At 49.6% G+C, this 25,281-nt stretch carries 21 protein-coding genes, 1 rRNA gene and 2 pseudogenes; 9 read left to right on the top strand and 15 right to left on the bottom strand.

Going from position 1 to position 25,281, the window contains the following annotated elements; translation table 11 throughout:
* Positions 1-314, bottom strand: a pseudogene (locus NDA01_RS27330) (helix-turn-helix domain-containing protein); the annotation flags it as partial.
* 208 nt (positions 315-522) lie between these two features.
* Between NDA01_RS27330 and NDA01_RS32065 the strand changes: the two are divergent.
* From NDA01_RS32065 to NDA01_RS27310, 4 genes and pseudogenes are all read left to right on the top strand, one after another.
* Positions 523-872: pseudogene (locus NDA01_RS32065) on the top strand (IS1 family transposase); the annotation flags it as partial.
* A complete protein-coding gene (locus NDA01_RS27320) occupies positions 869-1,147 on the top strand; it encodes a hypothetical protein (RefSeq protein ID WP_348230483.1) in 279 nt (92 codons plus the stop codon). The pseudogene NDA01_RS32065 and the gene NDA01_RS27320, both read left to right, overlap by 4 nt.
* A 678-nt stretch (positions 1,148-1,825) precedes the next feature.
* Positions 1,826-2,689 carry a glycosyltransferase family 2 protein gene (locus tag NDA01_RS27315; protein WP_348230482.1) on the top strand — a complete coding sequence of 288 codons (864 nt, stop codon included), beginning with the start codon at positions 1,826-1,828 and terminating at the stop codon, positions 2,687-2,689.
* Positions 2,690-2,721: 32 nt separating this feature from the next.
* A complete protein-coding gene (locus NDA01_RS27310) occupies positions 2,722-3,537 on the top strand; it encodes a PIG-L deacetylase family protein (RefSeq protein WP_348230481.1) in 816 nt (271 codons plus the stop codon).
* A 23-nt stretch (positions 3,538-3,560) separates the two neighbouring features.
* On the opposite strand, the gene NDA01_RS27305 is transcribed toward NDA01_RS27310, so the two are convergent.
* The 6 genes from NDA01_RS27305 to NDA01_RS27280 form a co-directional block, all read right to left on the bottom strand.
* Positions 3,561-4,316 (bottom strand): hypothetical protein, encoded by a 756-nt coding sequence (locus NDA01_RS27305; RefSeq protein ID WP_348230480.1) that lies wholly within the window; start codon positions 4,314-4,316, stop codon positions 3,561-3,563.
* 95 nt (positions 4,317-4,411) lie between these two features.
* Positions 4,412-5,488, bottom strand: a complete 1,077-nt coding sequence (gene acsF / locus NDA01_RS27300) for a magnesium-protoporphyrin IX monomethyl ester (oxidative) cyclase (RefSeq protein WP_348230479.1) — start codon at positions 5,486-5,488, stop codon at positions 4,412-4,414.
* 234 nt (positions 5,489-5,722) lie between these two features.
* The gene (locus NDA01_RS27295; protein ID WP_431193546.1) at positions 5,723-6,787 is read right to left on the bottom strand and encodes an NAD(P)-dependent alcohol dehydrogenase; all 1,065 of its coding nucleotides are present in this window, start codon (positions 6,785-6,787) and stop codon (positions 5,723-5,725) included.
* A gap of 256 nt (positions 6,788-7,043) precedes the next feature.
* Positions 7,044-7,253, bottom strand: coding sequence for a GNAT family N-acetyltransferase (locus NDA01_RS27290; protein ID WP_348230478.1), 210 nt, complete (start codon positions 7,251-7,253; stop codon positions 7,044-7,046).
* Positions 7,223-7,504: a hypothetical protein gene (locus tag NDA01_RS27285; RefSeq protein WP_348230477.1), complete on the bottom strand. Its 282-nt coding sequence runs from the start codon at positions 7,502-7,504 to the stop codon at positions 7,223-7,225. Before NDA01_RS27285 ends, NDA01_RS27290 begins: the two co-directional genes overlap by 31 nt.
* A 46-nt stretch (positions 7,505-7,550) precedes the next feature.
* On the bottom strand, positions 7,551-9,566 hold the full coding sequence (locus NDA01_RS27280; RefSeq protein ID WP_348230476.1) for a M48 family metalloprotease: 2,016 nt from the start codon (positions 9,564-9,566) through the stop codon (positions 7,551-7,553).
* Between the two features lie 181 nt (positions 9,567-9,747).
* Between NDA01_RS27280 and NDA01_RS27275 the strand changes: the two genes are divergently transcribed.
* Complete coding sequence (locus NDA01_RS27275) at positions 9,748-10,218, top strand: NINE protein (protein ID WP_348230475.1); 471 nt, start codon at positions 9,748-9,750, stop codon at positions 10,216-10,218.
* 8 nt (positions 10,219-10,226) lie between these two features.
* Here NDA01_RS27275 and NDA01_RS27270 read toward each other — a convergent pair whose 3' ends face one another.
* From NDA01_RS27270 to NDA01_RS27245, 6 genes are all read right to left on the bottom strand, one after another.
* Positions 10,227-10,979, bottom strand: coding sequence for a DUF2996 domain-containing protein (locus NDA01_RS27270; RefSeq protein WP_348230474.1), 753 nt, complete (start codon positions 10,977-10,979; stop codon positions 10,227-10,229).
* A 19-nt stretch (positions 10,980-10,998) separates the two neighbouring features.
* Positions 10,999-11,892 (bottom strand): hypothetical protein, encoded by an 894-nt coding sequence (locus NDA01_RS27265; protein ID WP_190552342.1) that lies wholly within the window; start codon positions 11,890-11,892, stop codon positions 10,999-11,001.
* Positions 11,893-12,021: 129 nt separating this feature from the next.
* Positions 12,022-12,564 carry a hypothetical protein gene (locus NDA01_RS27260; RefSeq protein ID WP_348230473.1) on the bottom strand — a complete coding sequence of 181 codons (543 nt, stop codon included), beginning with the start codon at positions 12,562-12,564 and terminating at the stop codon, positions 12,022-12,024.
* A gap of 77 nt (positions 12,565-12,641) precedes the next feature.
* Complete coding sequence (locus tag NDA01_RS27255; protein WP_431193545.1) at positions 12,642-13,745, bottom strand: ABC transporter ATP-binding protein; 1,104 nt, start codon at positions 13,743-13,745, stop codon at positions 12,642-12,644.
* Positions 13,746-13,760: 15 nt separating this feature from the next.
* Positions 13,761-15,410: an ABC transporter permease gene (locus tag NDA01_RS27250; RefSeq protein ID WP_431193544.1), complete on the bottom strand. Its 1,650-nt coding sequence runs from the start codon at positions 15,408-15,410 to the stop codon at positions 13,761-13,763.
* A gap of 5 nt (positions 15,411-15,415) precedes the next feature.
* Complete coding sequence (locus NDA01_RS27245) at positions 15,416-16,489, bottom strand: iron ABC transporter substrate-binding protein (protein WP_348230472.1); 1,074 nt, start codon at positions 16,487-16,489, stop codon at positions 15,416-15,418.
* Between the two features lie 354 nt (positions 16,490-16,843).
* On the opposite strand from NDA01_RS27245, the gene carB reads away from it, so the two are divergent.
* From carB to mutY, 4 genes are all read left to right on the top strand, one after another.
* The gene (gene carB, locus NDA01_RS27240; protein ID WP_348230471.1) at positions 16,844-20,104 is read left to right on the top strand and encodes a carbamoyl-phosphate synthase large subunit; all 3,261 of its coding nucleotides are present in this window, start codon (positions 16,844-16,846) and stop codon (positions 20,102-20,104) included.
* 772 nt (positions 20,105-20,876) lie between these two features.
* Complete coding sequence (locus NDA01_RS27235) at positions 20,877-21,833, top strand: RNA polymerase sigma factor, RpoD/SigA family (protein WP_190439820.1); 957 nt, start codon at positions 20,877-20,879, stop codon at positions 21,831-21,833.
* Positions 21,834-22,030: 197 nt separating this feature from the next.
* Positions 22,031-22,375 (top strand): DUF760 domain-containing protein, encoded by a 345-nt coding sequence (locus NDA01_RS27230; RefSeq protein WP_348230470.1) that lies wholly within the window; start codon positions 22,031-22,033, stop codon positions 22,373-22,375.
* 20 nt (positions 22,376-22,395) lie between these two features.
* Positions 22,396-23,532 carry an A/G-specific adenine glycosylase gene (mutY, locus tag NDA01_RS27225; RefSeq protein WP_348230469.1) on the top strand — a complete coding sequence of 379 codons (1,137 nt, stop codon included), beginning with the start codon at positions 22,396-22,398 and terminating at the stop codon, positions 23,530-23,532.
* Between the two features lie 45 nt (positions 23,533-23,577).
* On the opposite strand, the gene NDA01_RS27220 is transcribed toward mutY, so the two are convergent.
* Both NDA01_RS27220 and rrf read right to left on the bottom strand, forming a co-directional pair.
* Positions 23,578-24,918 carry a hypothetical protein gene (locus tag NDA01_RS27220; protein ID WP_431193543.1) on the bottom strand — a complete coding sequence of 447 codons (1,341 nt, stop codon included), beginning with the start codon at positions 24,916-24,918 and terminating at the stop codon, positions 23,578-23,580.
* 257 nt (positions 24,919-25,175) lie between these two features.
* Positions 25,176-25,281, bottom strand: a 5S ribosomal RNA gene (gene rrf / locus NDA01_RS32060); the annotation flags it as partial.

Below are 25,281 nucleotides of genomic sequence, written 5' to 3'. Positions count from 1 at the left end.
AACTTCCTCAGCGCATCACTGATGTTCTGCTGCGTCACATTGTCTCCCCACAACTTCGCCATTTCGCGCTGAGTCTTGCCTCCATGCTCTCGGGCAAACGCCTCAAAGCGTTTTCAGTCTGTGATCTTATGCCGACACCCCTGCTGGAACTGGGTAATCGCTTGATAGTCCCCGCTTTCCGCTTGCCGTTTCAGCCATAGGTCTAGGGTGTTGCGACTGAGGTTGAACATGCGACAGACAGCACTTTTGCGTTCTCCACCTTGAAACGCTTCAATCGCTTTTTGCCGCAGGTCGTAACTGTAAGGGGCAGGCATAGTTCTATCCCAACACTTTTCTCCTTCAGAATAATGTCCTAACACAGCTATGTAAGGCTATAATTTCCCAAAGGTCTTTATGTATGGCGCGTTTTCATCAATCACTTTGGATTGCTATAGCTATCAAATTAAGCACGGGATGCTCTCTGAGTATCTCAAGGAGCAACTCAAGCATCTGGCCGTTTAAATGACTTTTGCGTAAGTCCTGGAGCAGCAGCGTTGGTTGTGGTCTGCCATTGACCATCACACTGGGAAAATGGCTTATGTTTTAACACCGCATGAAGATACAGTTTTGGTCAAACTCGAAGCGTTGTTGCAACCCTCTGGTCTGACTTACTTTACACAGATGCTTGGGGAGCTTATCTACAGTTGCTTAATTCTCAGCAGCACACTGTTGGAAAAGCGAACACCCAGAAGATTGAGCGCAAACATTTAACCTTGAGAACTCAGATTAAGCGATTAGCTCGTAAAACAATTTGTTTTTCCAAAATTACTTGGTTGCATGACATTGTAGTTGGGTTGTTCATCAACCGCTATGAGTTTGGTTGGGCTGTTTGACTGCTTCCACAGGTCTAGAACACTACCAAAATATTCAAGACAGAAGTGTTCCCAAAATCTATGACGCTTTGCCCAAAGTCCTGGAAAAAATAGAAGCGATGATTGAAACTTATCGTCGATTTGGAGCCTATCAAAGTGAAGTACAGGCGATCGCTCAACTAGGCATCAGCTTTCAGGAATGGCTGCAACTCAAACCAACAGAAGCCCAACCTGAGGGAGCCAAACTGATGTATATCATGCCATCCGAACCGCTAAAACTCATTAGTGTAAATTAATACTAAGTCACTTTATCAGCCGTAACCTCATAATCAGCTAAAAAGTTCTCAGCATTCAGCATTAATTCCAGAATTACAGATTGGGTTGCAACTCAGTATAGGTGATCGCTTGGTATGAGTTTTCAAACGTAGAGGCAATTGCAGTCGTCAAGTTAGCAGCCTGAAAATGCGTAGTGATCACACAGGGTGCCCTTATTAGCTTAAAAGCTCACCTAAGACAAGAGGATGTAGCCCTTGTATCACTAACATTCATACTGCCTTATAAATTCTCCGCTTAAGTTTAAAGATCGAATAAAAGATGGCGTTGACAGCTGGCAGACTTAACTAAATTGGAGGAATATTTATACAGCTCCGTAATAATACCGAATCTAGCTGCTTTAAGTTATTTTAAGAACTGATTAGATTCAGTAATAACCCTCAATAATCCTCATCGTTTATTAGTCTCGCTGACCAACCAATTACCCCATTAGGAGTGCTTAAGTGGACACCGCGATCGCAGCGTTGCTGAGCGTGGCCTAACGTTGTAGTGCCGAAAAACTAACCTATTCGATATCGTGCCTTCGATGCATCACCCCACCTACTAGTCACGCTGGTGGACTGGTTGTGCTGACAAGTAGATCAAAGTCGTAATCAATGGAGCCAAGAAGTTGACCTGGCTGAAATAGCCCTGGAGATTTGATGAAATTAAGTGTCATTATTGCTTGTTTCAATGCAGCCAATACAATCGCAAAACAGTTAGACGCCTTGGCGCAACAGCAGTGGTCGGAGCCATGGGAAGTAATCGTTGCGGACAATGGCTCCACCGACGCTTCACTGAAGATTGTACGTCAATATCAGAGTCGAATCCCCAACTTACGGATTGTCGATGCCTCCCACAAAGCGGGCGCAGGTCCTGCCCGTAATGCAGGGACGAGAGCAGCTCAAGGTGAAGCACTCGCTTTTTGTGATGCCGATGATGAGGTTGCACCAGGTTGGGTGGCAGCAATGGGGCAGGCGCTGGCTGAATATGACTTCGTGGGGTGTCGATTTGACCCCAATAAACTCAACGAGTCTTGGCTGGTGAGAGCCCACCCCTGTACTCAAGAAACTGAATTACCCAAAAGCCGCTACATGCCGCATCTGCTGTTTACAGGCGGTGGAGGAATGGGAGTTAAGCGATCGCTGCACGAAGCTATGGGTGGCTTTGATGAGTCAGTTTTGCGGTTAGAAGACATCGATTATTGCTGGCGACTGCAACTATCCGGCGTAAAGCTACACTTCGTTCCTGATGCGGTACTCTACGTGCGTTACCGCCCAACCTTGACAGGCATGTATCGACAAGCAAGACAGTGGGCCGAGTCTGAGGTGCTGCTTTACAAAAAATACCAAGCGTTAGGGATGCACCCATTTTCTTGGAAGACGGGCTTAAAATCTTGGGGCCGCTTGCTCCAAGAAATGCCACAAGTCCACTCGTTAGAAAGCCGCCGCCAATGGTGTTGGAGATTAGCGTGGCGGTGGGGCCGTCTCCAGGGAAGCATCAAGTACAAAGTTTGGGCGCTCTAAAAGTTTTGTCAGGTTTGAGGGTGCAATATCTAATGTTATTAAGCAGATTTTTCCAGAAGTTACATCGCAAACGGGAATCTCTAAATTTCCGGTTCAAGCGAACCATCTACGCTCCAGCTTTGTGGCGCTGGTTACTGGTTAACAGTCGGCCTATGCATCTGAGCCAGAAATCAGCGATTGTTTTTGCACCCCATCAAGATGATGAAAGTCTGGGATGTGGCGGCTTAATTGCCCTCAAACAAGAACAAAACATCCCGATTCAGGTTGTGTTTTTGACAGATGGCCGCTCCTCACATCCAAAACATCCTTTTATTAAAGGAGAGGAGATGGTACGAATTCGCCAACAGGAGGCGATTGATGCCTTGCAAATCTTGAGTGTTCAGCCATCTCAAATCCACTTCTTAAGCCAACTAGATGGTCATCTGCCCAAATTATCGAGTAGCGAGCGCCAGCAAATGCTCGCCCAGCTAGTTCAGCTATTGCAGACCATCAGGCCCGAAGAAGTATATGTCCCCTATCGAAAAGATGTGAACGCCGACCACATAGCGGCCTATGAGCTGATTCACACAGCTCTTCTGGCTTCTAGAATCCCAGCAGAGTTAATTCAATATCCAGTCTGGTCTCTGTGGAAACCTTGGGCCTGGGACTTTAGCGCACCGGAGCTAAAAAATGCTTACCGTTTGCCAATTACCGCTATGCGCGATCGCAAACGGCAGGCTCTAGAGGTGTATCGCTCACAATATCAACCATTGCCACCCGAAACAAAACCCCTGCTGCCTCCAGGCTTTCTCGATCGCTTTCTGTCTCCCTACGAAATCTTCTTCCGACCAGAAGCAAATCAGAAATAGAGTTAACTTACAACCCTTCAGCATTAAGGCATCCACTCCAAAGAAACTCCCACACGGCTATCCTTAGCAAAGCGAGAGTTTTGCTTTTGGATATCCGTAGACAAGCGTAGATTGTTCGTCACTGCGTAGCCAGCCGACAGCGTCGTTAGCCCTACTTCCTCATCGGAACCAGGAGACACCCAACTTTGGGTTAGGGAGACATCAGCAGCCCCAGTACGAGACATCACCAACAAAACCCGCACCCCGACATTCACTCCATCCGTCGAGTACTGCTCGGTTTCTAAATGACGGTAGCCCACCACAGGCGCAACATTGACATAGCTACCCAAAGGCCGCACATAATAGCGCACATCTCCGCCATAAGCTTCGCGATCGCCATTAAAGGCAGCTTGATACTCCCCACTAACCGTTAAGCCACTCCGCCCTAAAAAAACATCCTCCACACCTACATTCCAGCCACCCGCGTGATCTGTGGAGGGGAACTGAGAGTAGCCTGCCCTGATTCTCGTCCGAAAACTCGGATCATGTTTGATGTCTGACAACACATCAGGCACCTCGCGTAACCAACGCTGCAAAACCGGACTCTCTCGAATGACCTCTGGCTTTAAATCCAAGTCACTCGCAGCTTGAGACACTTCAGGGGATTGAGTTGCAGGTGCAAAAGTTTCCTGAGCTACAGCCCAATCACTCCCACTAAAAAGCCCGATTAGTAAGCTGGCAGACAGTCCCAAGCGGAGGGGCGATCGCAGCCATTGCCAATAAATGATTTGTCTCTCCATGCAAGCAATTGATGGGTGAAGAATCAAGCAGGTTCCCATAAAAAAACGGTTCTGCATTCAACAGAACCGCCAGCATTCGGAGCCAATCTAAAACGTTAGCGTACAGTGCCTTCTAGAGCTACCATATCAATCGGCTTCATCAGGTACAACCGCAGCATTTGCCAAGCGATCGAACCGATGTGTGGTAGCTTCTGGAAGAACTTCACGGCTTTGGGCTGGTTAGACTCAATGACCTTGTTCAGCTTTAGAAAAGCCTCAGCCGCCTTATCCATCCGAGCTACGAATTTAGGATTTTCTACATCCAAAATTACGGGAAAAACGCGACCCGCAGTTTCGTTGGTTTTGTTGATCACATGCAGATCATAATCTCTAGCATTCAGGCCCAGAGAAGCGTAGAAACCAGAGCGCTGAAGGTCGTTGAGGTACATGGTGGCAAAAACGGAGAGCAAGAAGAAGCGACTCCAGAGTTTTGCTTTCCAATCGTTGAGGAACTGGGGCTGAGCCTTCATGATGGCGTCAAAGAAGTCACCATGACGGTTCTCATCTTGGCACCAGTTATCAAAGAATCGGAAAATGGGGTAGATGCGATTCTCAGGGTGCGACTCTAGGTGACGGAAGATTGTGATGTACCGCCAGTAGCCAATCTTTTCAGAGAGGTAAGTCGCGTAGAAGATAAACTTCGGCTTAAAGAAAGTGTAGCTGCGGCTCTTGGTTAAGAAACCCAAGTCGAGCGACATGTTGAAGTCGGTCATCGCCTTGTTGAGGAAACCAGCGTGACGCGCCTCATCCCGTGACATCAGCGAGAAGCACTCTGCTAGCAAGGGGTTCTTGTCTTTCAGCTTGCGGGCTAGTTCTTTGTAGAGCAGGAAGCCAGAGAACTCAGCGGTGCAAGAGCGCTCTAGAAACTCAATAAATAGCTGACGGGTTTCGCCATCAATGTGATCCCAAGATTGCGCAAACTCAGCATCCCGCACAAAATGGTGGCGATTGTAGTCAGCCCGAAACTCTTCCAGGATGGCTCTCAACTCGTCCTCGTTGGGAGAGATGTCCATCTTTGCCATCTCATCAAAGTCGGTGGTGTAGAACCGAGGAGTGAGGATGGTTTCCTTTGCGGGGACTTTGATTCCTGGCTTCAGTTCTTCAAAACCAGGTTTCTTGAGGGAATCTACCATAGGTGTTTCTGCTCTTTTATGATTCTGTGCCTCAGGTCTAGAGCCATGAAAGCAATACAGAGGAAGCCAAGACGTAAATGCGGCATTTTCTATGCACTTTAGTTTACAAGGTCTGGGAGGTTGAAGCGAGGCGATCGTGTTAAGAGTTGCAACATCGCGTCAACTTCTGTGAGTCTTAGTAAAGACAGGTGCGATCGCGATACTCCAAGCGGTTGGTATCCACGCTTCCCGCCTCTATTCCGATTTCAGGGAAGCCATATCAATGACAAAGCGGTATTTCACATCAGACTTGAGCAGGCGATCGTAAGCTTCGTTGACCTTTTGGATAGGGACAACTTCAACATCAGAGGTAATGTTGTGCTGACCGCAGAAATCGAGCATTTCCTGGGTTTCTGGGATGCCGCCGATCATAGAGCCAGAAAGACTGCGGCGACCCACGAGAAGGCTGAATGCCGCGATATCCAGCGGCTTCTCTGGTGCACCAACTAGGGTAATGTTACCGTCGAGGCGGAGCAGGTTGAGATAGGCGTTGATGTCATGTTTGGCGGAGACGGTATCGAGAATGAAATCGAAGCTGTCCTCGTGCTTCTTCATCTCGTCAGCATTACGGGAAACGACCACTTCATCAGCACCGAGGCGAAGCGCGTCTTCCGTCTTATCAGGCGAGGTGGTAAAGACAACAACGTGAGCACCGAACGCATGGGCGAATTTCACACCCATGTGTCCCAGCCCGCCCAGACCAACCACGCCAACCTTCTTGCCCTCGGTAACACCCCAGTGGCGCAGGGGTGAATAGGTTGTAATCCCGGCGCAAAGCAGCGGCGCGACTCCAGCCAGATCGAGGTTCTCTGGAACTCGCAGAACGAAGCGTTCATCAGCGACAATGCTATCGGAGTAGCCACCGTAGGTAACTGGAGCAGTCTTGTGCTTGTCTGGGGAGTTGTAGGTGAAGATGACATTGTGACAAAACTGCTGAAAGCCAGCTTGGCAGCGAGGACAGGTCAAATCCGAATCAACCATGCAGCCGATCGCAGCCAGATCGCCCGGTTTGTACTTAGTCACTGCTGAGCCAACCTGAGTTACACGACCGACGATCTCATGACCCGGGACAATCGGGTAGGTAGTGGACATAAAGTCGCTCCACTCGTCACGTACTGAATGAACATCAGAGTGACAGATGCCGCAAAACAAGATTTCGATCTGTACATCGTGTTCAGTTGGATTGCGTCGCTTGATCTGGGTAGAGGTCAGTGGTGATGTTGCACTGGCTGCCGCATACGCTTTCGTGTTGTAAATCAATGAATGCTCCTATGGTTTACGTTTGGCACTGCTAATGCTCATTGCTGACCTGTTCCATCCAGTCCCCTGCCTTCGAGTTCTGAATGGCGATATGGGGCATGGCTGTTGTGGCTATAGCTCCGTGCCAGTGTTTCACACCTAGCGAATCCAGACGACATCCTCAGGTTTGATCTCTTGGCTTAGTCCGCCTCATTCCTGAAGCCAACCAGACTCAGCCTTAAGAAGCGGTGCGTACTCTGCACTTCACACTCTACGGCTACAAAGCTTTCTCTAGCCAAAGCTGTCGTCCACCATGCCACAGCGATCGCTCCGCTCGCAGTCCTAACTGTTGATAAAGGGCGATCGCACCAATATTGCGTTCATTTGTATTGAGGTCGATTGAACGACAACCTTTTTCAATGGCTCGATCAATAGCAAACTGAACCAGTTGTCGCCCTACTCTTTGTCGCCGCACCTCTGGCAGCACAAAAACATCTTCTCAGCCTGGTAGCCAACGACCCAAGCAGAATAACGGTAACGACACTGGATATAACCGAGAACATTTCCTTGAGGCTCTTGAGCTAGAAAAAATTCAGTGTCTGGCTCTTGCAATAGTCGGGCGATCGCATCCCAAAACCCTGCATCAGAAGGACTCGATTGGCGCAGCTGATCCCGGAATGCCCCAGCTAGTCGTACCAGTGATTCGAGATCTGCTGCACTTGCAATTCGAATATTCAAATCTGTCGCCACACCTTTTGATAAAAGGCGATCGCTCCTTTTTAACTTATTTTTCTTCTGTTTTTTGTTCTGGTTTTTTTCGGCATTCTAGTTTTTCTTTTCTACTCTTCTCCTTTTCGCATTGTTTGCGTTCTGCGATCAGTTGCTTGACTCTGGCTTTCACTGTGTTGTGGCGGGCGACTCCCTCGTAGGCGTAGCGGTTGTACCCGTTCTCCTGAATCAGTTTTTCCAGATATTCCACCCGTTCGTTGGTAATGGGGTGCGAGGAGAGCCAACTGAAAGGCATTCTGTCTTTGTCTTCTTTTTCTAGCGTCACCATCAAGTTGCGTAGCCCATCGGCTGCATAACCTGTGGAAGCTAAAATCCGGGTGCCGACAATATCGGCTTGCCGCTCCATGTCTCGGCTATAGTCGAGTACAGCCAAATTGCCGATCGTGCCACCAAACGGGAAGAACTGCGTGGCACTGGAAATCAGATTTCCTTGAGCGACTAACTGAAAGCCATGAGATAGAACCGAATGGGATAACTCATGGGCCAAAAGTCCAGCAAGTTCTGCCTCGGAGTTAGTTTTAGCGATCGCTCCTGCATTGAGAAATACCTTGCCTCCGGGCAGGGCAAAGGCATTGAGGCGATCGTCCATAATCACATGAAACTCGTACTTGAAATCTCGTCCTGCAACTGTAGCGATGCGACGACCGATCTCATTGACATAATCCACCACTAGCGGATCATCGATCAGTTCTAACTCTTCTTTGGCATCCTTCGCCACACTCTCGCCGATCGCTGCTTCTCCTCGCATCAACATGGCTGTGGTTTGTACTGCCGATAGAGGGCTAAAAGGATTGCCAGTCAGCACAAGACCTGCCACCCCAGTAATCGCATTGGCGATCGCATTCCCTCTTAGCTCTCGCCGCATGTGGACTCGGAAACGCTCTAGATTCTCCTCAGCGAGTTTGGCGAATTCGGGTGCGGCTGGATCGTTGGGGTTGAGCAAAGCAAATTGCCGAGCCGCGATGGAAGCGTCGAGCCATTGTTCGGTTTCGGCCAAAAGCTCGATCTTGGCTTTCAGCAAATCTGGTTGGTTGGGATAAAAGGCGGTCGCTCGTTCCAGAACAGTTAGTGCCTCTGGGGTGCGCTGGTCATCTTTGAGGGCTTGGGCCAGTCGCAAGTGTCCGGGCACAAATTGGGGGTGCTGCTCCACCAACATACTCAGTGGCACGAAGATTCGAGTCTTGAGGTTCTGGGCCATCCCAGCTTCCGACTCACGCCAGTAAACTCGCCCCGCCGGAGACAATTGGGCTGGGTCTAGAATTGGCTCGGGTCGCTGCTTAGCTTCTGTCGCGGCCACTTCTTTGGCAAATGGTGTTTTGGCTTCTCGATAGAGCTTTTCCGCAGCAGGAAACTGACCACCTAAGTAAAGTTGGTCTGCCTCAATCAGTTTTTGTTGTCGCGCTTGTTCTTCAGGGGTAGGGGGTTTCTCAGCTTCCTCTGAGTCAGAATCGCTCGGCTCAGTCTCGCTTGCCTCATCAGTTTTTGACTCTGAATCCGGTTCTGGTTTTGACTCTGGTTCTACGGAATTATCAGAATCGCTAGTCTTGGGGGTTGGTTCCGCTGGGTCTGATGTGGGTGGTTCTGCCTGAGCGGGTTCTGCTGATGTTTCTGGTGCTGCCGTAGATAGCTCTGGGGTGCCTGGGTTGGCTGGAGTTGAGGATGGCTCGGCAGTGTTGGGGGTGACGATCGCAGGATCAGAAATGGAGGTGTCTGCCGTTGTAGGGATAGGAACAGCATCTACCACCACATTTTCAGCGATCGCAGTCGACTCCAGTGGAACCACCAGCCGATCAGAAACTAAATTAGAAACTTCAAAGGTGGCATTTTCGACAGTAGTAGCAGGCGATCGCGTCGTCGAGGAGGCTGAATCAATTACTTCTGCGATCGCAGCCGTTGGCACGACAGGCAACATCAACAAGCTCAACAGCAACACTTGTCGGCGCATCCGACTTTGACCTTTAGCACCTTGATCTCTAGCACCTTTGAGCGATCGCCCAGATCTAGCCACCATGACAACCCCCAACGCTTTTATTAAAGTTCGTGGTTCATTCACTATGCTTATTGTGCCAAGTCTAACCGGGACAACCTAGCGATCGCCTCATTTCCTTCACGGCTGCCTTTTTCCGCACAGCTGCCGCTGACTCCTCAGCAAAATATCTATGATTGAACAGAAACCTTAACTTGCCAGTGATATGAACAAGGTTGGAACTTCCTACCTGCTTTGGCTAGGTTGCTTATTTGGGATATCTGGACTACATCGTCTTTACAACGGCAAAATTGTTACGGGTCTAATTTGGATGTTTACCCTAGGCTTTTTAGGGGTCGGCCAATTTATTGACCTTCTTCTGATGCCAGACATGGTAGAGGAGCACAACCTTAAATACCGTGCTCGTCTAGGTATGTCGCCTACTGGAGTCCCACTGAGCCAACCTGCTGTCGCAGCTACAGTTCTGAAGCCTAGCCGGGAACAGCTCATGATCAGGCTTTTAGAAGCTGCTGCCGCCAGAGGAGGCAAATTGTCTGTGACGCAAGGAGTGATGGCAACGGGCCTTGGCTTTGCCGAAGTTGAGGCGGTTCTCCAAGAAATGGTAAGAACCGGATATGTTGGCATTGACAACGATCCCGTTACCGGAGTCATCACCTACGATTTCAAAGAACTATAAGCCAGAGGTTAGTTTCGCACCAACCACTTCTGAGCATTCAGCCGTTGGACTGCACCAAGAAGCAATAGATCCAACGTTACCTTCCGCTCATCAATTAAGAACGGCTCCAGAGTACTAGCTTTGTGACCCGTGTCTGAGAACGAGAAACCTCGCTGACCTTGAATATCGTCCTTAAAGAAGTAGATATTGAACTGTCGTCGTCCTCCTTCCCAGCGACCCACGATCTGCCAGCAATCGGGGGCATCAGTCAAACCAGAAACTTGTACTTTCTGGTTAACAAAGCTTAGATCCAGGTTTTGCAATCCCTGCTTCTCGAGAGCTGTCTTGAGCGCAGGCAGATAGTGTTGCTCGACAAACTCAGCAAATGGCTTGTCTTCAACAGCGGGTGCTTTTTCTTTCTTGGCTTTGGCAGCAGGAGCAGCATCGTCTCCTTTAGCTTTAGCGGCACCTGCTTTTTTGGCTGCGGCTTTCTCGGTGGAGCCAGGGCCAGGATCAGCCTTAGCTGATTTTGCTGGCTTATCTACTGCCGTTTGCGAATCAACGTCTGGACGCGAGGCTTCAGTAGTGGGTTTTTCTCCAGCCGCATTAGGGTTCACATCAGGGTTGGCTGTTGCTGGATCGGGAGCATTGGCCGAGGGAATATCCGTTGCAACCGCTTCATCAGTGCTAGGCGCATTCTCTTCCGCAACGTCTGGGGCTTGTTGGTCAACCGTGCTAGGAGCGACTTCTCCAGCGTCATTGTGATTGGTGGGTTCTGCCATTACTTCGTCAGTCCTTCACTTAGATCTCAGCAACCGCTCGTTCAATTAAGCGACGAGCCAGGGTTTGCACCCCTGTGTGTTCATAATAATTCGTTGTCATATCCAAGAACGCGCCGAGATAGTCTAACTTGTCATTGGAAATTTCAATGAAGTTTTGCAAGTGACTCACGACGGTCTCAGGAGTTAGGTTACGCGAGGTCACAAAGTTACTCATCCAGCCTTGGGTGGAAGCAAAACTTTCGTTGATAAAGCCGAGTTGTCCAGCGGGATTGCCTCCTGGAATTAAGCCACCAATTTGCTTGAAGACGGGATGCTGGGTCAAGTCGCCAGGATTGAGTTGGCTTAGAGCAGACTGAGTTTTCAAAATGAAGTCTGGACCCAGAGGAATCAGGCCATCGAAGCAAACTAACGCTGCCATCCGCATTAGAGATTCACCACTGTAGTCACCCAAGGAAGCAACGAAATCACCAATGCTGTCGCCGGGAATGCCGTTAATTTGACAAAAAGCGACTAACTCAGTCACCAACTTCAGGCTCAAGTCAATGGTTTGGGCTTTGTCGGCCTTGGGAGTGACGCGATCGAGGAAAGAGAGAAACGATACCCGCTCACTGATTTTGTTAGCTAAAGCGGCTGCACCCAAAGCTCCCCCCGCACTATTCACGGTTTGGTAGAGCCACATGGCTCGTTGATAACCTTGCGAGGGGTCGTTGTAGAGCTGAATTGCCCGCTCGCCAACTTGTTGAATTACCCCCTCGTCTGTTTCACCTGTGATGGTGCGAATGGTGTTGTCAAACCCGACTAAGTTTTGCCATTGCCCAGGCACCACAAAGTCTAGAGCTTTGAGGGCATAGACGGTCATGTTATTCGTGGGTAGCTGATCGACCAATTCAAAGATTGGTTTAGCCTGACTCATAGCAAAGACTCCTTATTTCTGTATTTATTAGCCGATGGGCTAGATTTACCCTGATTTTGATGGTTCTCGTTTACTCAAACAGTCTTTAGCTCCGATTTCCGGAGTGATAGTACTTCTGAGACAGCGCTATTACCTTTTTTGAGCAGTTGTCGGTAAGTTTCTTAACCCGTCAAGATCGAATCTTTGCAACCATGCTTCGCGATCGCTAGCTGTAAAAGCAGGGTCACGCGAGATCACCTTCACTTGATAGCGATCGCCAACTAGTACACTGGTTTGGGTCGCGCCTGTCTCCACGGCTGGATAGCCCGCAATAGTTTTGCTGCTCTGTTGGAATTTAGCCGCAGCACTGGGGTTACTGGCGGTGTCTGAGATCGCGAGCATTGCCACATCTTTACCCCCTTGCTTCAGTTTGGCTTCCGCAAAACCTGCTTTTTCTTGGGTGTAGACACGCTCATACCCTCCGCCTGGCTGCGGGAAGAATTTATTGAATTGACCGCCGGAAGTAGGCTTAGCAGCAGTTGTAGTCTTGGTTTCAGTAGCTGGTTGCTTCTGAGTCGTTTCTTGCTGCGCCTGATCCCAGCGGGAAGGCTCTTCTGGGGCGCAAGCTGTGGTGAGCAACAACAGAGACAAACACAGCCCTGCTAAAATCTGTCGCGTGCGAGGAAAAATCATTGCTAACTCCTGCCATAAAAGGGTTTTAAGGACACATTCATCCCTATTATGGCGATCGCGTTTGGCTTATTGGAAAACTACAGAGTTTTTGCGAGTTTGGGTGTATTAGTCGGGAAGATACGTAAAGCCTGATCTGGTACCGACAATTGCACATGGGTACCAATCGGTAGATTAATTGCAGTGGTAGTACGAGCGTGCAATTCCTTTCCAGAAGGGGTGCTGAGGCAGTAACAGTACTCCCGACCTAAAAAGTGGCGATCGCGGATCACTACGGCTGCTTCATTGTCAGCTTCGAGCACTAGATCTTCTTGACGTACCATCAAGTCGCCGATTTCGCTCTCGATCCATTCATCATGCGGCAATTTGAACTGGCCCACTTCCGTTTGCCAAAGCTGCCCTTGCCGCTGCGCCGCTATAAAGTTGGCTTGGGTAACAAACTCGGCTACAAAGCGTGAAGCAGGATGGTGGTAAACCTCCTCGGGTGTGCCAAGCTGCTCCAGTCGCCCTTGTTGCATCACCGCAACTTGGTCTGAGATGGCTAATGCCTCTTCTTGGTCATGGGTGACAAATACCCCAGAAATGCCAGCAGATTTCAGCACTTCGCGGATTTCTTCGCGTAGGCGTAAGCGGACTTGCACATCCAAATTGCTCAGAGGTTCATCGAGCAAGATCAGGGCAGGACGGGGAGCCAAGGCCCGCGCCAAAGCCACTCGCTGCTGCTGGCCGCCAGAAAGTTCGTAGGGATAGCGGTTTTCTAGCCCTTGCAATCTGACTTGGGCGATCGCGTCTGCGGTTCTAGCCTTGATTTGCGCGGAGTCTGCGACTTTCTGCAACCCAAAAGCCACATTCTGCTCCACGGTCAAGTGTGGAAACAGAGCAAAGTCTTGAAACACCATGCCGACCGATCGCTGCTCTGGGGGTATCCAGGTGCCTGGGCTAGCCACAGTTCTGCCTGCAAGGGCGATCGCCCCTGACTGCAACGGTTCAAAACCAGCGATCATCCGCAGTAGCGTGGTCTTACCACAACCCGAAGGCCCCAAAAGCGCCAGTAAATCGCCTTGAGCCAGGGTCAGGCTCACGTTTTCTACAGCAGCAGTGGAACTGGTAGGAAATTGTTTAGTAACGCGGTCAAGTTGCAGAATCACGGGTCGGGTCATGGTCAAGCTAGGCAGAGGAAACATAGATACAGAGCAAACTTAGCGGTGAGCTGTCCTTGCATGGTCTTGCGCCAAAACAAACAAGGTGGAGCCAGCAGACACCAAGAGCATCGCTAGAGAAGCCGCTGCCGCCTCGGCAAAGGAAACATTCTCTGTAGCTTGCCAAATCTGCGTGGCTAACGTCTTAAAGCCAATCGGAGCTAACAAGAGCGTCGCAGGCAGTTCCTTAATCGCGGTTAAGAATACCAGCACCGTTCCACTCAGAATGCCCGGACGCACCAGCGGCAGCGTGATTTCTCTCAAGGTTTGCCAGGGGGTGCGACCTAAACTTCTGGCTGACTCTTCCACCTGAGGATTCACTTGCAGTAGCGAACTCCGGACGGTACCGACCGTTTGCGGCAGAAACAAAATCAGATAGGCAAACACCAACAGCGGCAGAGTTTGGTAAATCCAGGGCAAGTAGTTAGCGCCAAAAAAGACCAAAGACAAAGCCACAACAATCCCTGGCAAGCCAAAGCCAATGTAGGAACAACGCTCGATCGCAGTGGTAATTCGTCCCGGAAAGCGCACTGACAACACAGCTACAGGTAAAGCAAACAAAATCGCCGCGATCGCCGCTAATCCTGCTGCTGAAATGGAGTTGAGGGCCAGGTGCAGCAGATCGGCTGGAGCTAGCATATCGACTTGGGCTAGCCAGCCCCGCACCAGCCAAAAGATCGTCATGGCAAACGGCAACACCAAGCTCAGCGCCACGATCGCGGCACAAAATATGAGCGCAGGCCATTTCCATGGCCCCAGCTTGACCAGTTGAGGCGATCGCCTGACCGCAGCGGCACGGCTGTAGTACTTAGCCCGCGATCGCACTCGGTACTCCAACCACAGAATTGACAGCACCAACCCCACCAGTACTAGCGCCAGCACCGAAGCTGAAGTACGGTCAAAACTCGACTTGTACTGCAAAAAAATCACGCGAGTAAAAGCATCAAACCGCATCAGTGACGGCGTGCCAAAATCGCGCAAAGCGTACAAAGCGACGAGCAACCCACCCGCCACGATGGAAGGGCGCAGTTGTGGCAGCGTCACCTGCCAAAAAGTTGCCCAAGGGCTACGTCCTAAACTCCGGGCCACTTCTTCTAAGGCTGGATCAATGCCTTGCAAGCCAGCCCGCACGCTCAGCAGCAAGTAAGGATAGGTAAACAGAGTTAGCGCTAGGAGGGTTCCGGGCCAGCCGTAGATAGAGGGTAGTTCCTGAACGCCCAAAGGTTCCAGCAACAATTGCAAGCCACTCCCCCTAGGCCCAAACGTCGCCAGCAGCGTAAAACTGCCCACATAACTGGGAATCGCCAGAGGTAATGTCGTCGCAATCAGCCACCATCGTCGTCCTGGCAAGTCAGTCCGCAGCGTTAAAAAAGCGATGGGAATCGCAATCAACGCTGACAGCAAAGTCACAGCCGCCGCCATTCCCGCACTATTTAGCAGCACAGTGAGCGTCCGGGGTCGAGACAGAAGTGTCCAAATTTGCTCTGCCCCGATCCCCGAAGTCCGAAACACCAGATAGGCCAAAGGTAAGGCGATCGCGATCGCGACCATTGCCCCAGCCAAAGTCAAGAACAAAGGTGGCCCGGAAGCCCTCGGCGATCGCCACATCCATCCCTGTAAGAGACGGTGCAGCCCCTTGGAAACCTGCATTCCCTCTAGATCACTCCAGTTGATTGCAGCAGTTTCAAGGTCGCATCCAAGTCACTCAAGCTAGCCAGGTCAATTTTTGGGGTCTGCACCTGATCTAAACTCTTGAGATTACTACTTGCTACCTTGACTCCATCAGCCAGAGGATATTCGCGAGTCTCGGTCGCAAAGTAGTTTTGCGCTTCGTTATCTAATAAGAAGGCAACGAACTTCTGGGCCAGTTCTGGACGCTTGGCACTGTCTAGAATTGCAACGCCCGCAACATTCACCATAGAACCCGCATCACCTGTGAAATGATGCTCTACAGGAGCATTGGGGTTCTCCACTTTAACTCGCTCTAGATAGTAGTGGTTGACCAAACCCAAAGCGATTTCACCGCGAGACAGGGCTTCCACGATGGGCACATTCTTGGGATAAACCTTGGGTTCATTGGCTTTCATGCCTTCCAGCCATTGCTTCGCCTTCTCTTCCCCTTCTGTAACCCGCAGAGCGGTAACAAAGGCTTGGAATGAACCGTTCGTCGGTGCCCAACCAATTTTGCCCTTCCACTTCGGATCGGTGAGATCAAAAATTGACTGTGGCAACTCTTCCGCTTTCACCAAATTAGTGTTGTAGTCCACCGTGCGCGCACGGCCCGTAATGCCCACCCATTGCCCAGTCGGGGAGTGGAAGCGATCGTCCACCTTGGCGAGCACAGCATCCGGTAACTTGGTAGTGCGATTGGCTTGTTGTAGCGCCCCCAAAGCTCCTGGATCTTGAGCAAAGAAAACATCCGCCGGACTATTCTTTTGCTCTTCTAAAACTGCGGCCACTAATTCAGCCGTATCGCCATAGCGAACTTGAACTTTAGTACCCGTTTCAGCTTCAAACTTTTTAATTAATTCCCCGACGAGTTTTTCATCTCGACCGCAGTACACTACGAGTTCCTCACCTGTGCCGCTGCTAGCCGCAGTGGTGGCACTCGGAGAGTTAGCGGGAGAGGTTTGAGCATTGGGTGTGGAGGAGTTGTTAGAGCAAGCGATCGCAACTCCTCCAGTTGTCACCGCCAACCCCAACAGGGACAATAATTTACGACGTTTCACAGAGTTCTCCGTACAAGTTGTAGAATCACTTAATCAAAAAAACTATCAATAAAAGCAAGCAACGGCTTTTATTTTCATTTCATCAAAAAGCTGCCCATCAAAGTGGGTGAATCGGTATACGACAGTAGAGCATCGCGATCGCCCTAGTCAATATTAATGCAAGTAATTCTCAATTCAAAATCAGAGAAGCATCATGAGTTGCAATCAGAAATCTTGATCTGCTGATTTAGCCCTGCCTTTACCCCAAAGTTTGCTGACAATCCTCCGGAAAAGTGCTTAAAACGATCAGCAACTCCTAGAAGAAACCTTCTACAATGAGTGGGATTTACGAACCATGAACGCTTTAGCAAGACTATGCCTCGTCGCGATGACCTCCGCAAGATTTTGTTGATTGGCTCTGGCCCGATTGTGATTGGGCAAGCTAGTGAGTTTGACTACTCAGGAACTCAGGCTTGTAAGGCACTGCGAGATGAAGGCTACGAGGTGGTGCTGGTCAACTCCAACCCAGCCACAATCATGACGGACCCAGACACCGCCGATCGCACCTATATCGAACCACTCACCCCTGAGCTACTAGAGAAAATCATTGCTAAGGAGCGACCCGATGCCTTGCTACCCACGATGGGAGGGCAAACGGCACTGAACTTAGCCGTTACGTTAGCTAAGAACGGTGTTCTAGAGAAGTACGGCGTAGAGTTGATCGGGGCTAAGTTACCTGCGATCGAAAAGGCAGAAGATCGCAAACTCTTTAAAGCAGCGATGGAGAAGATTGGGGTCAGCGTTTGCCCTTCTGGCCTCGCAGAGAACATGACAGAAGCCAAGCAAATCGCGATTCAAATTGGCTCCTATCCATTAATTATTCGTCCCGCTTTCACCCTAGGGGGGTCAGGCGGTGGTATTGCCTACAACCAAGAAGAATTCGAGGAAATTTCTCAATCTGGGTTAGATGCCAGCCCTGTCTCTCAAATTCTGATCGAACAATCACTCTTGGGGTGGAAAGAGTACGAGCTAGAAGTGATGCGCGATCTAGCCGATAACGTGGTAATTATCTGCTCCATCGAAAATATTGATCCGATGGGCATCCACACAGGCGACTCGATCACCGTTGCTCCTGCCCAAACTTTAACCGACAAAGAATATCAACGACTGCGGGATGCTTCGATCAAAATCATCCGCGAAATTGGGGTAGAGACGGGTGGGTCAAACATCCAGTTCGCCATCCATCCCGAAACAGGCGACTTGGTGGTGATCGAAATGAACCCCCGCGTCTCTCGTAGCTCCGCTCTTGCTTCCAAAGCGACAGGATTCGCGATCGCCAAAATTGCCGCCAAGTTAGCCGTTGGTTACACCTTGGATGAAATCCCCAACGACATCACCAAAAAAACTCCCGCTAGCTTTGAGCCGACGATCGATTATGTCGTCACCAAAATTCCTCGCTTTGCCTTCGAGAAGTTTCCCGGTTCTACTCCTGTCCTCACAACCCAAATGAAATCTGTGGGAGAGGCAATGGCGATCGGTCGTACCTTTCAAGAGTCTTTCCAAAAAGCGCTGCGATCGCTAGAGACTGGACGGGCTGGCTGGGGCTGCGATCGTGCTGAAAAACTGCCCAGTCTAGAACATATTCGAGCTTCTCTACGCACTCCTAACCCCGACCGCATCTTTACCGTCCGTCATGCGTTCCAAATGGGCATGACCGTCGCTGAAGTTTACGAACTGACTGGCATTGATCCCTGGTTCCTCGACAAGCTTCAAGAACTGCTAGAAGTAGCCAAGGCGATGAAGCGCAAGTCGCTCCAAGAGTTCAGTAAAGATGAACTTTATGCAGTCAAACAGCAAGGCTTTAGCGATCGCCAGATTGCCTACGCCACCAAAACCACCGAAGACGAAGTTCGGGCTTATCGCAAGAGCTTGGGTATTATTCCGGTCTACAAAACCGTCGATACCTGCGCTGCTGAGTTTGAGGCTTACACGCCCTACTACTACTCCACCTACGAAGAAGAAAATGAAGTTCTCCCTTCCGACAAACCCAAGGTGATGATTTTGGGTAGTGGTCCCAACCGGATCGGTCAAGGGATTGAATTCGACTACTGTTGTTGCCATGCCTCCTTTGCTTTAGCCAAAGAAGGGTTTGAGACGATCATGGTTAACTCCAACCCCGAAACCGTTTCCACCGACTACGACACCAGCGATCGCCTCTACTTCGAACCCTTGACCAAAGAAGATGTCATCAACATCATCGAGGCAGAGAATCCCGTCGGCATCATCATTCAGTTCGGCGGTCAAACGCCACTAAAGCTAGCTGTTCCCCTTCAGGAATATTTGAAGCAGCGGCAGGCTACCAGCGATAGCGCTAATTCAGATTCCATCTCGAAGATTTGGGGCACGTCCCCCGACTCCATCGACGTGGCTGAAGACCGGGAGCGCTTCGAGAAAATTCTCCGCGAACTGGATATTCATCAACCACCCAACGGTCTGGCTCGCAGCTACGATGAAGCCCTCTCCGTTGCCCGTCAAATCGATTATCCCGTCGTCGTGCGTCCAAGTTATGTGCTGGGTGGTCGAGCAATGGAGATTGTTTACTCCGATGCTGACCTAGAGCGCTACATGACCTATGCCGTTCAGGTCGAACCTGATCACCCCATCCTGATCGATAAGTTCTTAGAGAATGCGATCGAAATAGATGTGGATGCGATCGCCGACCAAACCGGACAAGTGGTGATTGGTGGCATCATGGAGCACATCGAGCAAGCGGGAATTCACTCCGGCGACTCTGCCTGTTCTCTGCCCACTACTTCCCTCACTCCCGCAGCCCTCGACACCATTCGCACTTGGACTGTGCAATTAGCCAAAGCTCTAAATGTAGTGGGACTAATGAACATTCAGTTTGCGGTCCAAGGGGAGCAAGTTTATATCATTGAAGCAAACCCTCGTGCCTCACGTACTGTTCCTTTTGTATCCAAGGCGATTGGTTTACCGCTTGCCAAGATTGCGGCTCGCATCATGTCAGGTCAAACCCTAAAGTCGATTGGATTTACGGAAGAGGTAATTCCGCAGCATCTCTCGGTGAAGGAAGCCGTCCTCCCCTTCGACAAATTCCCTGGCACAGACACCATCCTAGGACCCGAAATGCGCTCTACAGGTGAGGTGATGGGCATTGACACAGACTTTGGCAAAGCCTTCGCTAAAGCGGCTCTCGCAGCGGGTCAGCGTCTCCCTCTGTCGGGAACTGTGTTTGTCTCCATGAGCGATCGCGACAAAGCTGCCGTTGTCCCAGTGGTACGCGACCTGATTGACATCGGCTTCCAAGTTGTTGCCACCGATGGCACCCGCAATGTCCTCCGAGAACATGGTCTAGAAGTTGAGTTAGTGCTGAAGCTGCATGAGGGACGGCCTCACGTGCTGGATTCAATTAAAAATGAGAAAATCCAACTCATTCTTAACACTCCCTCAGGCGAAGAAGCCCAAACTGATGCCCGTCTGATTCGTCGCAGCGCTTTGTCTTACAAGATTCCCATCATCACCACGATCGCGGGAGCCAAAGCTACTGCCGCAGCCATTCGCTCTTTACAATCTCAACCGCTAGACGTGAAAGCTCTACAGGACTACATAGCCTAGTTGGCTCATACCTCCTATCCTGAAGCCTAGCAGTTGAATTTTCTAGGATAAAAGAAGAGTTATACTCCTTATCTTTTAATGGATGGGGAGTATTTTTTGTCGTAGATGCCCCTATAGAGCATTTACGATTTTTTCAGATATGCATTACGATAAGTTACCTTCGCCATACACCAGCCCCTAACCGCTAACTCAAGAGCCGCTGGCGATCTTTAAAGTTAAAAGCTGCTACAAAAGCACAGATACTTCGAAGCTGTGGTTGATTTATGAGAGCTTCGGTCGTGAGCAGAAAATCTTAAAACAAGTTAACAATTCCTGGTCAATTCCAGAATTGCAGGGTTAATGATATTCACTGAATTTTGTTGCTCAGGATGCATTCGTGTTGCCGATTCGCGGGTACTCTAACGGTACATTCCCCGAAAGCCCAAAATTCAGTCTGAGGAGGTATGCCCAAGCTTTTCTCAGAAATGTTACGATTGTTAACATTAAAACCCCTAAAATATTAAGGCCTTAGGCTTCTTATGTTGACAGACACAAACCTCTTAGTCGAAATTGCTATTTCTATCAGCTTGGGAATCGGGTTGGCTGCGTTAAGCTTACGTTCCAGCTCAGAAGCTCCTGAATACTCTGCGATTCCTATTCCTGTTAAACCTAACCGGAAGCCGTAAGTTCATCTTGGTCTAGCTGAATTTGTCCCTTGTGTATATTGCCGGCTATTTTTAGCCGGTCCCCTCTCTTTGTCCCTCGTGTCATCGTCAATCTAAGACTCAGCGCCATGAAAACTGCTCAGACTTCTACCGATCCCGTACGCGCTTACCTCCGAGAAATTGGTCGTGTTCCGCTACTGACCCATGAGCAGGAAATCCTTTATGGAAAGCAGGTCCAGCGTGTAGCAGTGCTTTATGAAATTCAAGAAGCTTTGGCTGAACGCTTAGGCCATGAACCAAGCTTTGTGGAATGGGCAGAGCAAGCCAAAATCTCTGAAAGCGAACTCAATCAGGCGATCGAGGAAGGAGAAACTGCAAAACGCAAGATGGTAGAAGCCAATCTGCGCCTAGTTGTATCTGTTGCAAAGAAGTACATTAAGCGCAATGTTGACTTATTGGATTTGATTCAGGAAGGCACGATCGGAATGCAACGTGGCGTTGAGAAGTTCGACCCTTCCAAGGGCTATCGTTTCTCTACTTATGCTTACTGGTGGATTCGCCAAGCGATTACCCGAGCGATCGCGGAAAAGGGCAGAACCATTCGTTTGCCTATTCACATCACAGAAAAACTCAACAAGATTAAGAAAGCCCAGCGACAACTGGCTCAAAAGCTCGGTAGAGCCGCAACCGCTGGGGAACTAGCAGACGAACTAGAACTCACGCCCCGCCAAGTTCGAGATTATTTAGAGCGGGCACGGCAACCGCTATCCTTGGATCTGCGAGTGGGCGACAACCAAGATACTGAACTGGGTGAGCTACTCGAAGACACCGGACCTTCTCCAGAGGACTTTGCGGCTCAATCTTCTCTGCGAGCAGATTTAGAGCGGTTGATGGCTGACCTCACACCTCAGCAGCAGCAAGTCTTAGCCTTACGGTTCGGTCTTGAAGATGGCAAATCCATGACTCTCGCTAAGATTGGCGATCGCCTGAACATCAGCCGAGAGCGGGTGCGTCAGATTGAGCGGGAAGCTCTAACCAAGCTGCGTAAGCGCAAAGCTGACATGCGGGAATACATTGCTAGTTAACCGCCTGTTACCCTATAACCTCCAGAGCGGGACAACCCATCGTCTTTGGTTCGGTTCTACCTACTGCCTGAGTTCACTACTCCTGTTAGATTGGATTGTAGAAACTTGTAGAAACGTTAACAGTCAAATAACTTAGACAATTAAGCATCTCCTGCTTAATGTCGAGGCTGTTAAGTTCTACTGTCAGGAGGTCCAAGTTGAATAACTCATCTAACCCATTTCCAGAAGTTTTTGGAAGCAGCACCGAGTCTAGTGACTTGCTGTGGCGTTACGTGCAAGCGATGAGCCCCGAAACGGTCTCACAACTTTCCAAACCAACCTCGCCTGATGTCTTGCAGGTCATGGAGCGCAATGTCATTGGATTGTTGGGAGGTTTACCTTCAGAACATTTTGAAGTAGAGATCACTACAAGTCGTGAGCACTTAGGTCGTCTTCTAGCCTCCGCTATGATTAGTGGTTACTTCCTCCGCAACGCTGAGCAGCGGATGGCCTTTGAAAAATCTTTGCTTGCTTCTGAAACCTATACTTCTGACGCTGATTAGGTAGACCACCAGGATTGCCCGTGTCCGCAGTTAACAATAAATCCATTCAACAGAACTCGGTAAATTGGGAAGTCAGTTTGCCGAGTTCTGCTGTATTAGAGTTACGGCGATCGCTTTTGGATTGGTATCACCAATTTGGCCGTGACTTACCCTGGCGGCGCAATCGAGATCCGTATGCCATTTGGATCTCAGAGATCATGTTGCAGCAAACCCAAGTCAAAACAGTGATTCCCTACTATGAGCGTTGGTTAACTTTATTTCCAACCGTTGCCACTTTAGCCGCTGCTGAGCAACAACAAGTGCTCAAAGCTTGGCAAGGCTTAGGATATTATGCTCGCGCTCGCAACTTGCACCGCGCCGCACAGGTGATTGTGAAGCAACACAGTGCTACCTTTCCCAAAGATTTAGCAGCCGTTTTACAGCTTCCTGGCATTGGTCGCACCACCGCTGGCGGAATTTTGAGTGCCGCTTTTAATCAAGCAGTGGCTATTTTGGATGGTAATGTGAAACGAGTGCTGACTCGTTTGGCAGCGATCGAGGTTCCACCCTCAAAAGCCACCAAGCAGCTCTGGCAGCTCTCCGAAACTATCCTCGATCCGGAGCAATCCAGAGATTTTAATCAAGCCCTGATGGATCTGGGGGCAACGCTTTGCACTCCCCAAAATCCTGCTTGTCTGATTTGTCCTTGGAGTGCTCATTGCCGAGCTTATCAATTCAATCTCCAATCTGAACTACCCATGTCTGAAACTCGCGCCCCTATTCCTCACAAGCTGATCGGTGTTGCCGTGATCTGGAATAACGAAGGCCAAATCCTCATCGATCGCCGCCGTCAAGAAGGATTATTAGGTGGCTTGTGGGAATTTCCTGGCGGTAAGGTTGAGCCAGGGGAAACCATAGAAGCCTGCATTCAGCGAGAAATTCAAGAAGAGTTGGGCATTGAGGTAGCCGTGGGCGATCGCCTGATCACCGTTGACCATGCCTACACCCACTTCCGCGTCACTTTAAATGTGCATCATTGCCGCCACGTCAGCGGGGACCCACAACCGATTGAATGTGATGAAGTCCGCTGGGTGACTTTGGCAGAAATTGATCAGTTTCCCTTCCCCAAGGCGAACGTACAAATCATTGAAGCCTTGCGTCAAACCAGCAACGTCTAACTCATCTACATTCAACCCAATTAGAGTTGGGCAAGGGCGATCGCATTACTGAAAGCCCTTGGTCGATTTCTTTTTGCCTTTGTCTTTCGCCTTAGACTTACCTACTTCAGCTAGCGCCTCTTGAAACAGATCATGTAAATGCACAGGTACGCTCGCAACTTCTGGTAAATCAGGCTCAAGTGGCTTATCAAACTCTTGCAGTAATCCAGGCAAATCTTGATCTAATTGAAACTCTAGCCGCTGTAACACCGTTTGCAGCAGACTCTCTAATTGCCTAGGATATTTCTCAGCCAAACGATACCAGACATAAGCATTGATCTCTGGGCTCTCCAAGTATCGGCGCACCAGCTTCTCAGCATTGTCAGCACTACTCAGATTATCAGCTATCAATAAGCTTTCAAATCGATGGTAGGTTGGTAGAAACATTTGACCCCAGCGAGGATGGGCTAATACTGTCACCTTTTCTGCTTTCTTTAGTTCAGCAGGTAGCTCAACCTTAGGCATCACCATTTTCATGGCTTGTGTACTTTCCATGACTTTAGCTACAGCCTTGGCATCCGCTCCTGCTGCCTCTGCTACCAACTCCATTTCAGCTGAGTCTACTCCTGCTTCCGCAGCTATTTCCGCGAGAGACTTAGAATCATCAATGCCAGCATCAGCCAGACGTTGTTGTGTCACCTTCTCCTGCATCTCAGCAATTTTCTTACTGAGTTCATAACCAGACATTGTGACTTCATCACTACCAAAGAAGTTCAAAAAATCCTGATGATATTGTTCTACCGATTGCCAAGATTGCTCTAATAATTCTGGTGCATCACTATAGAGAGCATGTTTATAATCTTGCTTAAAGTTACCGATCGCCACTGCCAACTTGGGTTTACCTAATTTCCCCATTGGAATACAAGGCCCAGAAAACATCCACTCTGTTTCAGTCAGAGGAGAAATTCGAGCTAACAAAATATCCCCAAGTTGGAAACGAGACATCTCTTGTTTTGTCGCCTCATTATTGGGCTTAACTACATAAGGCTTGGCAGTTAGCCAATTCATCAGCTCAAACCCATCGACAAGAGTCTGCCTAATTTCAAACAATCCAATAAAGCTGTGATGCCAACTTGAAAGCAGGGCGCGATCGCTCTCTGACAACTCCACTTGATCCTCCAAAAACAAATCAAGCGGAGTCTTATCCTCAACCTTACCCTCGGTCAAAAATGTATCTAACCACAAATTCCTCTGATTAATATCAGGTTGTTGACTGCGTAAATGCTCAGCACTATACACTTCCAGTGCTCGTGCCAACTCCCCTTCCGCTTCCAGGACAAATTCAATCAACGCTTGCTTTAAATCTTTTGCTCGTTCCAGAATGGCATCCACGGTTGTATCTCCCATAAACGATGCCACGATAAGCTTTTCAGCTACTGAGCGTCAAACACCTTTCGGTAGAAACTGTTAAAGGGGAGTAGGCAGGCATATTGAGGTTTCACGTCAAGAATAATCGCATCATCCTACGTACTGTCAGTTCCCAAGGTAATTTACATCCCTATCTAGGGATCGCAATCAACCATACATAAATATGTACAGAGACAAACCAGAGAAGAGAGAGGAGCGCTTAGACACTCCTCTCTCTTCTCTGTGTTTAATTATTGCCCTGGCATCGAGCTATTGTCCCGTGGGGCTGCCCCCAAAGTATCGTCGCCGCTACAGCGTTTCACCTCTGAGTTCGGGATGGGTCAGTGTGGTTCCACCGCGCCA

The sequence above is a fragment of the Trichocoleus desertorum AS-A10 genome, assembly GCF_039962155.1.
Taxonomy (GTDB): Bacteria; Cyanobacteriota; Cyanobacteriia; order FACHB-46; family FACHB-46; genus Trichocoleus.
The sequence above is the reverse complement of the archived record's forward strand: the minus strand, read 5'-3'. Positions and strand labels throughout refer to the sequence as shown.

Excerpts from the sequence above, each read along its gene's own strand:
- NDA01_RS27235 (WP_190439820.1), top strand. The coding sequence starts at position 20,877 with ATGAAAACTGCTCAGACTTCTACCGATCCCGTACGCGCTTACCTCCGA.
- NDA01_RS27275 (WP_348230475.1), top strand. The coding sequence starts at position 9,748 with ATGAACAAGGTTGGAACTTCCTACCTGCTTTGGCTAGGTTGCTTATTT.
- NDA01_RS27260 (WP_348230473.1), bottom strand. The coding sequence starts at position 12,564 with ATGATTTTTCCTCGCACGCGACAGATTTTAGCAGGGCTGTGTTTGTCT.
- NDA01_RS27250 (WP_431193544.1), bottom strand. The coding sequence starts at position 15,410 with ATGCAGGTTTCCAAGGGGCTGCACCGTCTCTTACAGGGATGGATGTGG.
- carB (WP_348230471.1), top strand. The coding sequence starts at position 16,844 with ATGCCTCGTCGCGATGACCTCCGCAAGATTTTGTTGATTGGCTCTGGC.
- NDA01_RS27255 (WP_431193545.1), bottom strand. The coding sequence starts at position 13,745 with ATGTTTCCTCTGCCTAGCTTGACCATGACCCGACCCGTGATTCTGCAA.
- NDA01_RS27270 (WP_348230474.1), bottom strand. The coding sequence starts at position 10,979 with ATGGCAGAACCCACCAATCACAATGACGCTGGAGAAGTCGCTCCTAGC.
- NDA01_RS27265 (WP_190552342.1), bottom strand. The coding sequence starts at position 11,892 with ATGAGTCAGGCTAAACCAATCTTTGAATTGGTCGATCAGCTACCCACG.
- NDA01_RS27315 (WP_348230482.1), top strand. The coding sequence starts at position 1,826 with ATGAAATTAAGTGTCATTATTGCTTGTTTCAATGCAGCCAATACAATC.
- NDA01_RS27220 (WP_431193543.1), bottom strand. The coding sequence starts at position 24,918 with ATGGGAGATACAACCGTGGATGCCATTCTGGAACGAGCAAAAGATTTA.
- NDA01_RS27305 (WP_348230480.1), bottom strand. The coding sequence starts at position 4,316 with ATGGAGAGACAAATCATTTATTGGCAATGGCTGCGATCGCCCCTCCGC.
- NDA01_RS27310 (WP_348230481.1), top strand. The coding sequence starts at position 2,722 with ATGTTATTAAGCAGATTTTTCCAGAAGTTACATCGCAAACGGGAATCT.
- acsF (WP_348230479.1), bottom strand. The coding sequence starts at position 5,488 with ATGGTAGATTCCCTCAAGAAACCTGGTTTTGAAGAACTGAAGCCAGGA.
- NDA01_RS27280 (WP_348230476.1), bottom strand. The coding sequence starts at position 9,566 with ATGGTGGCTAGATCTGGGCGATCGCTCAAAGGTGCTAGAGATCAAGGT.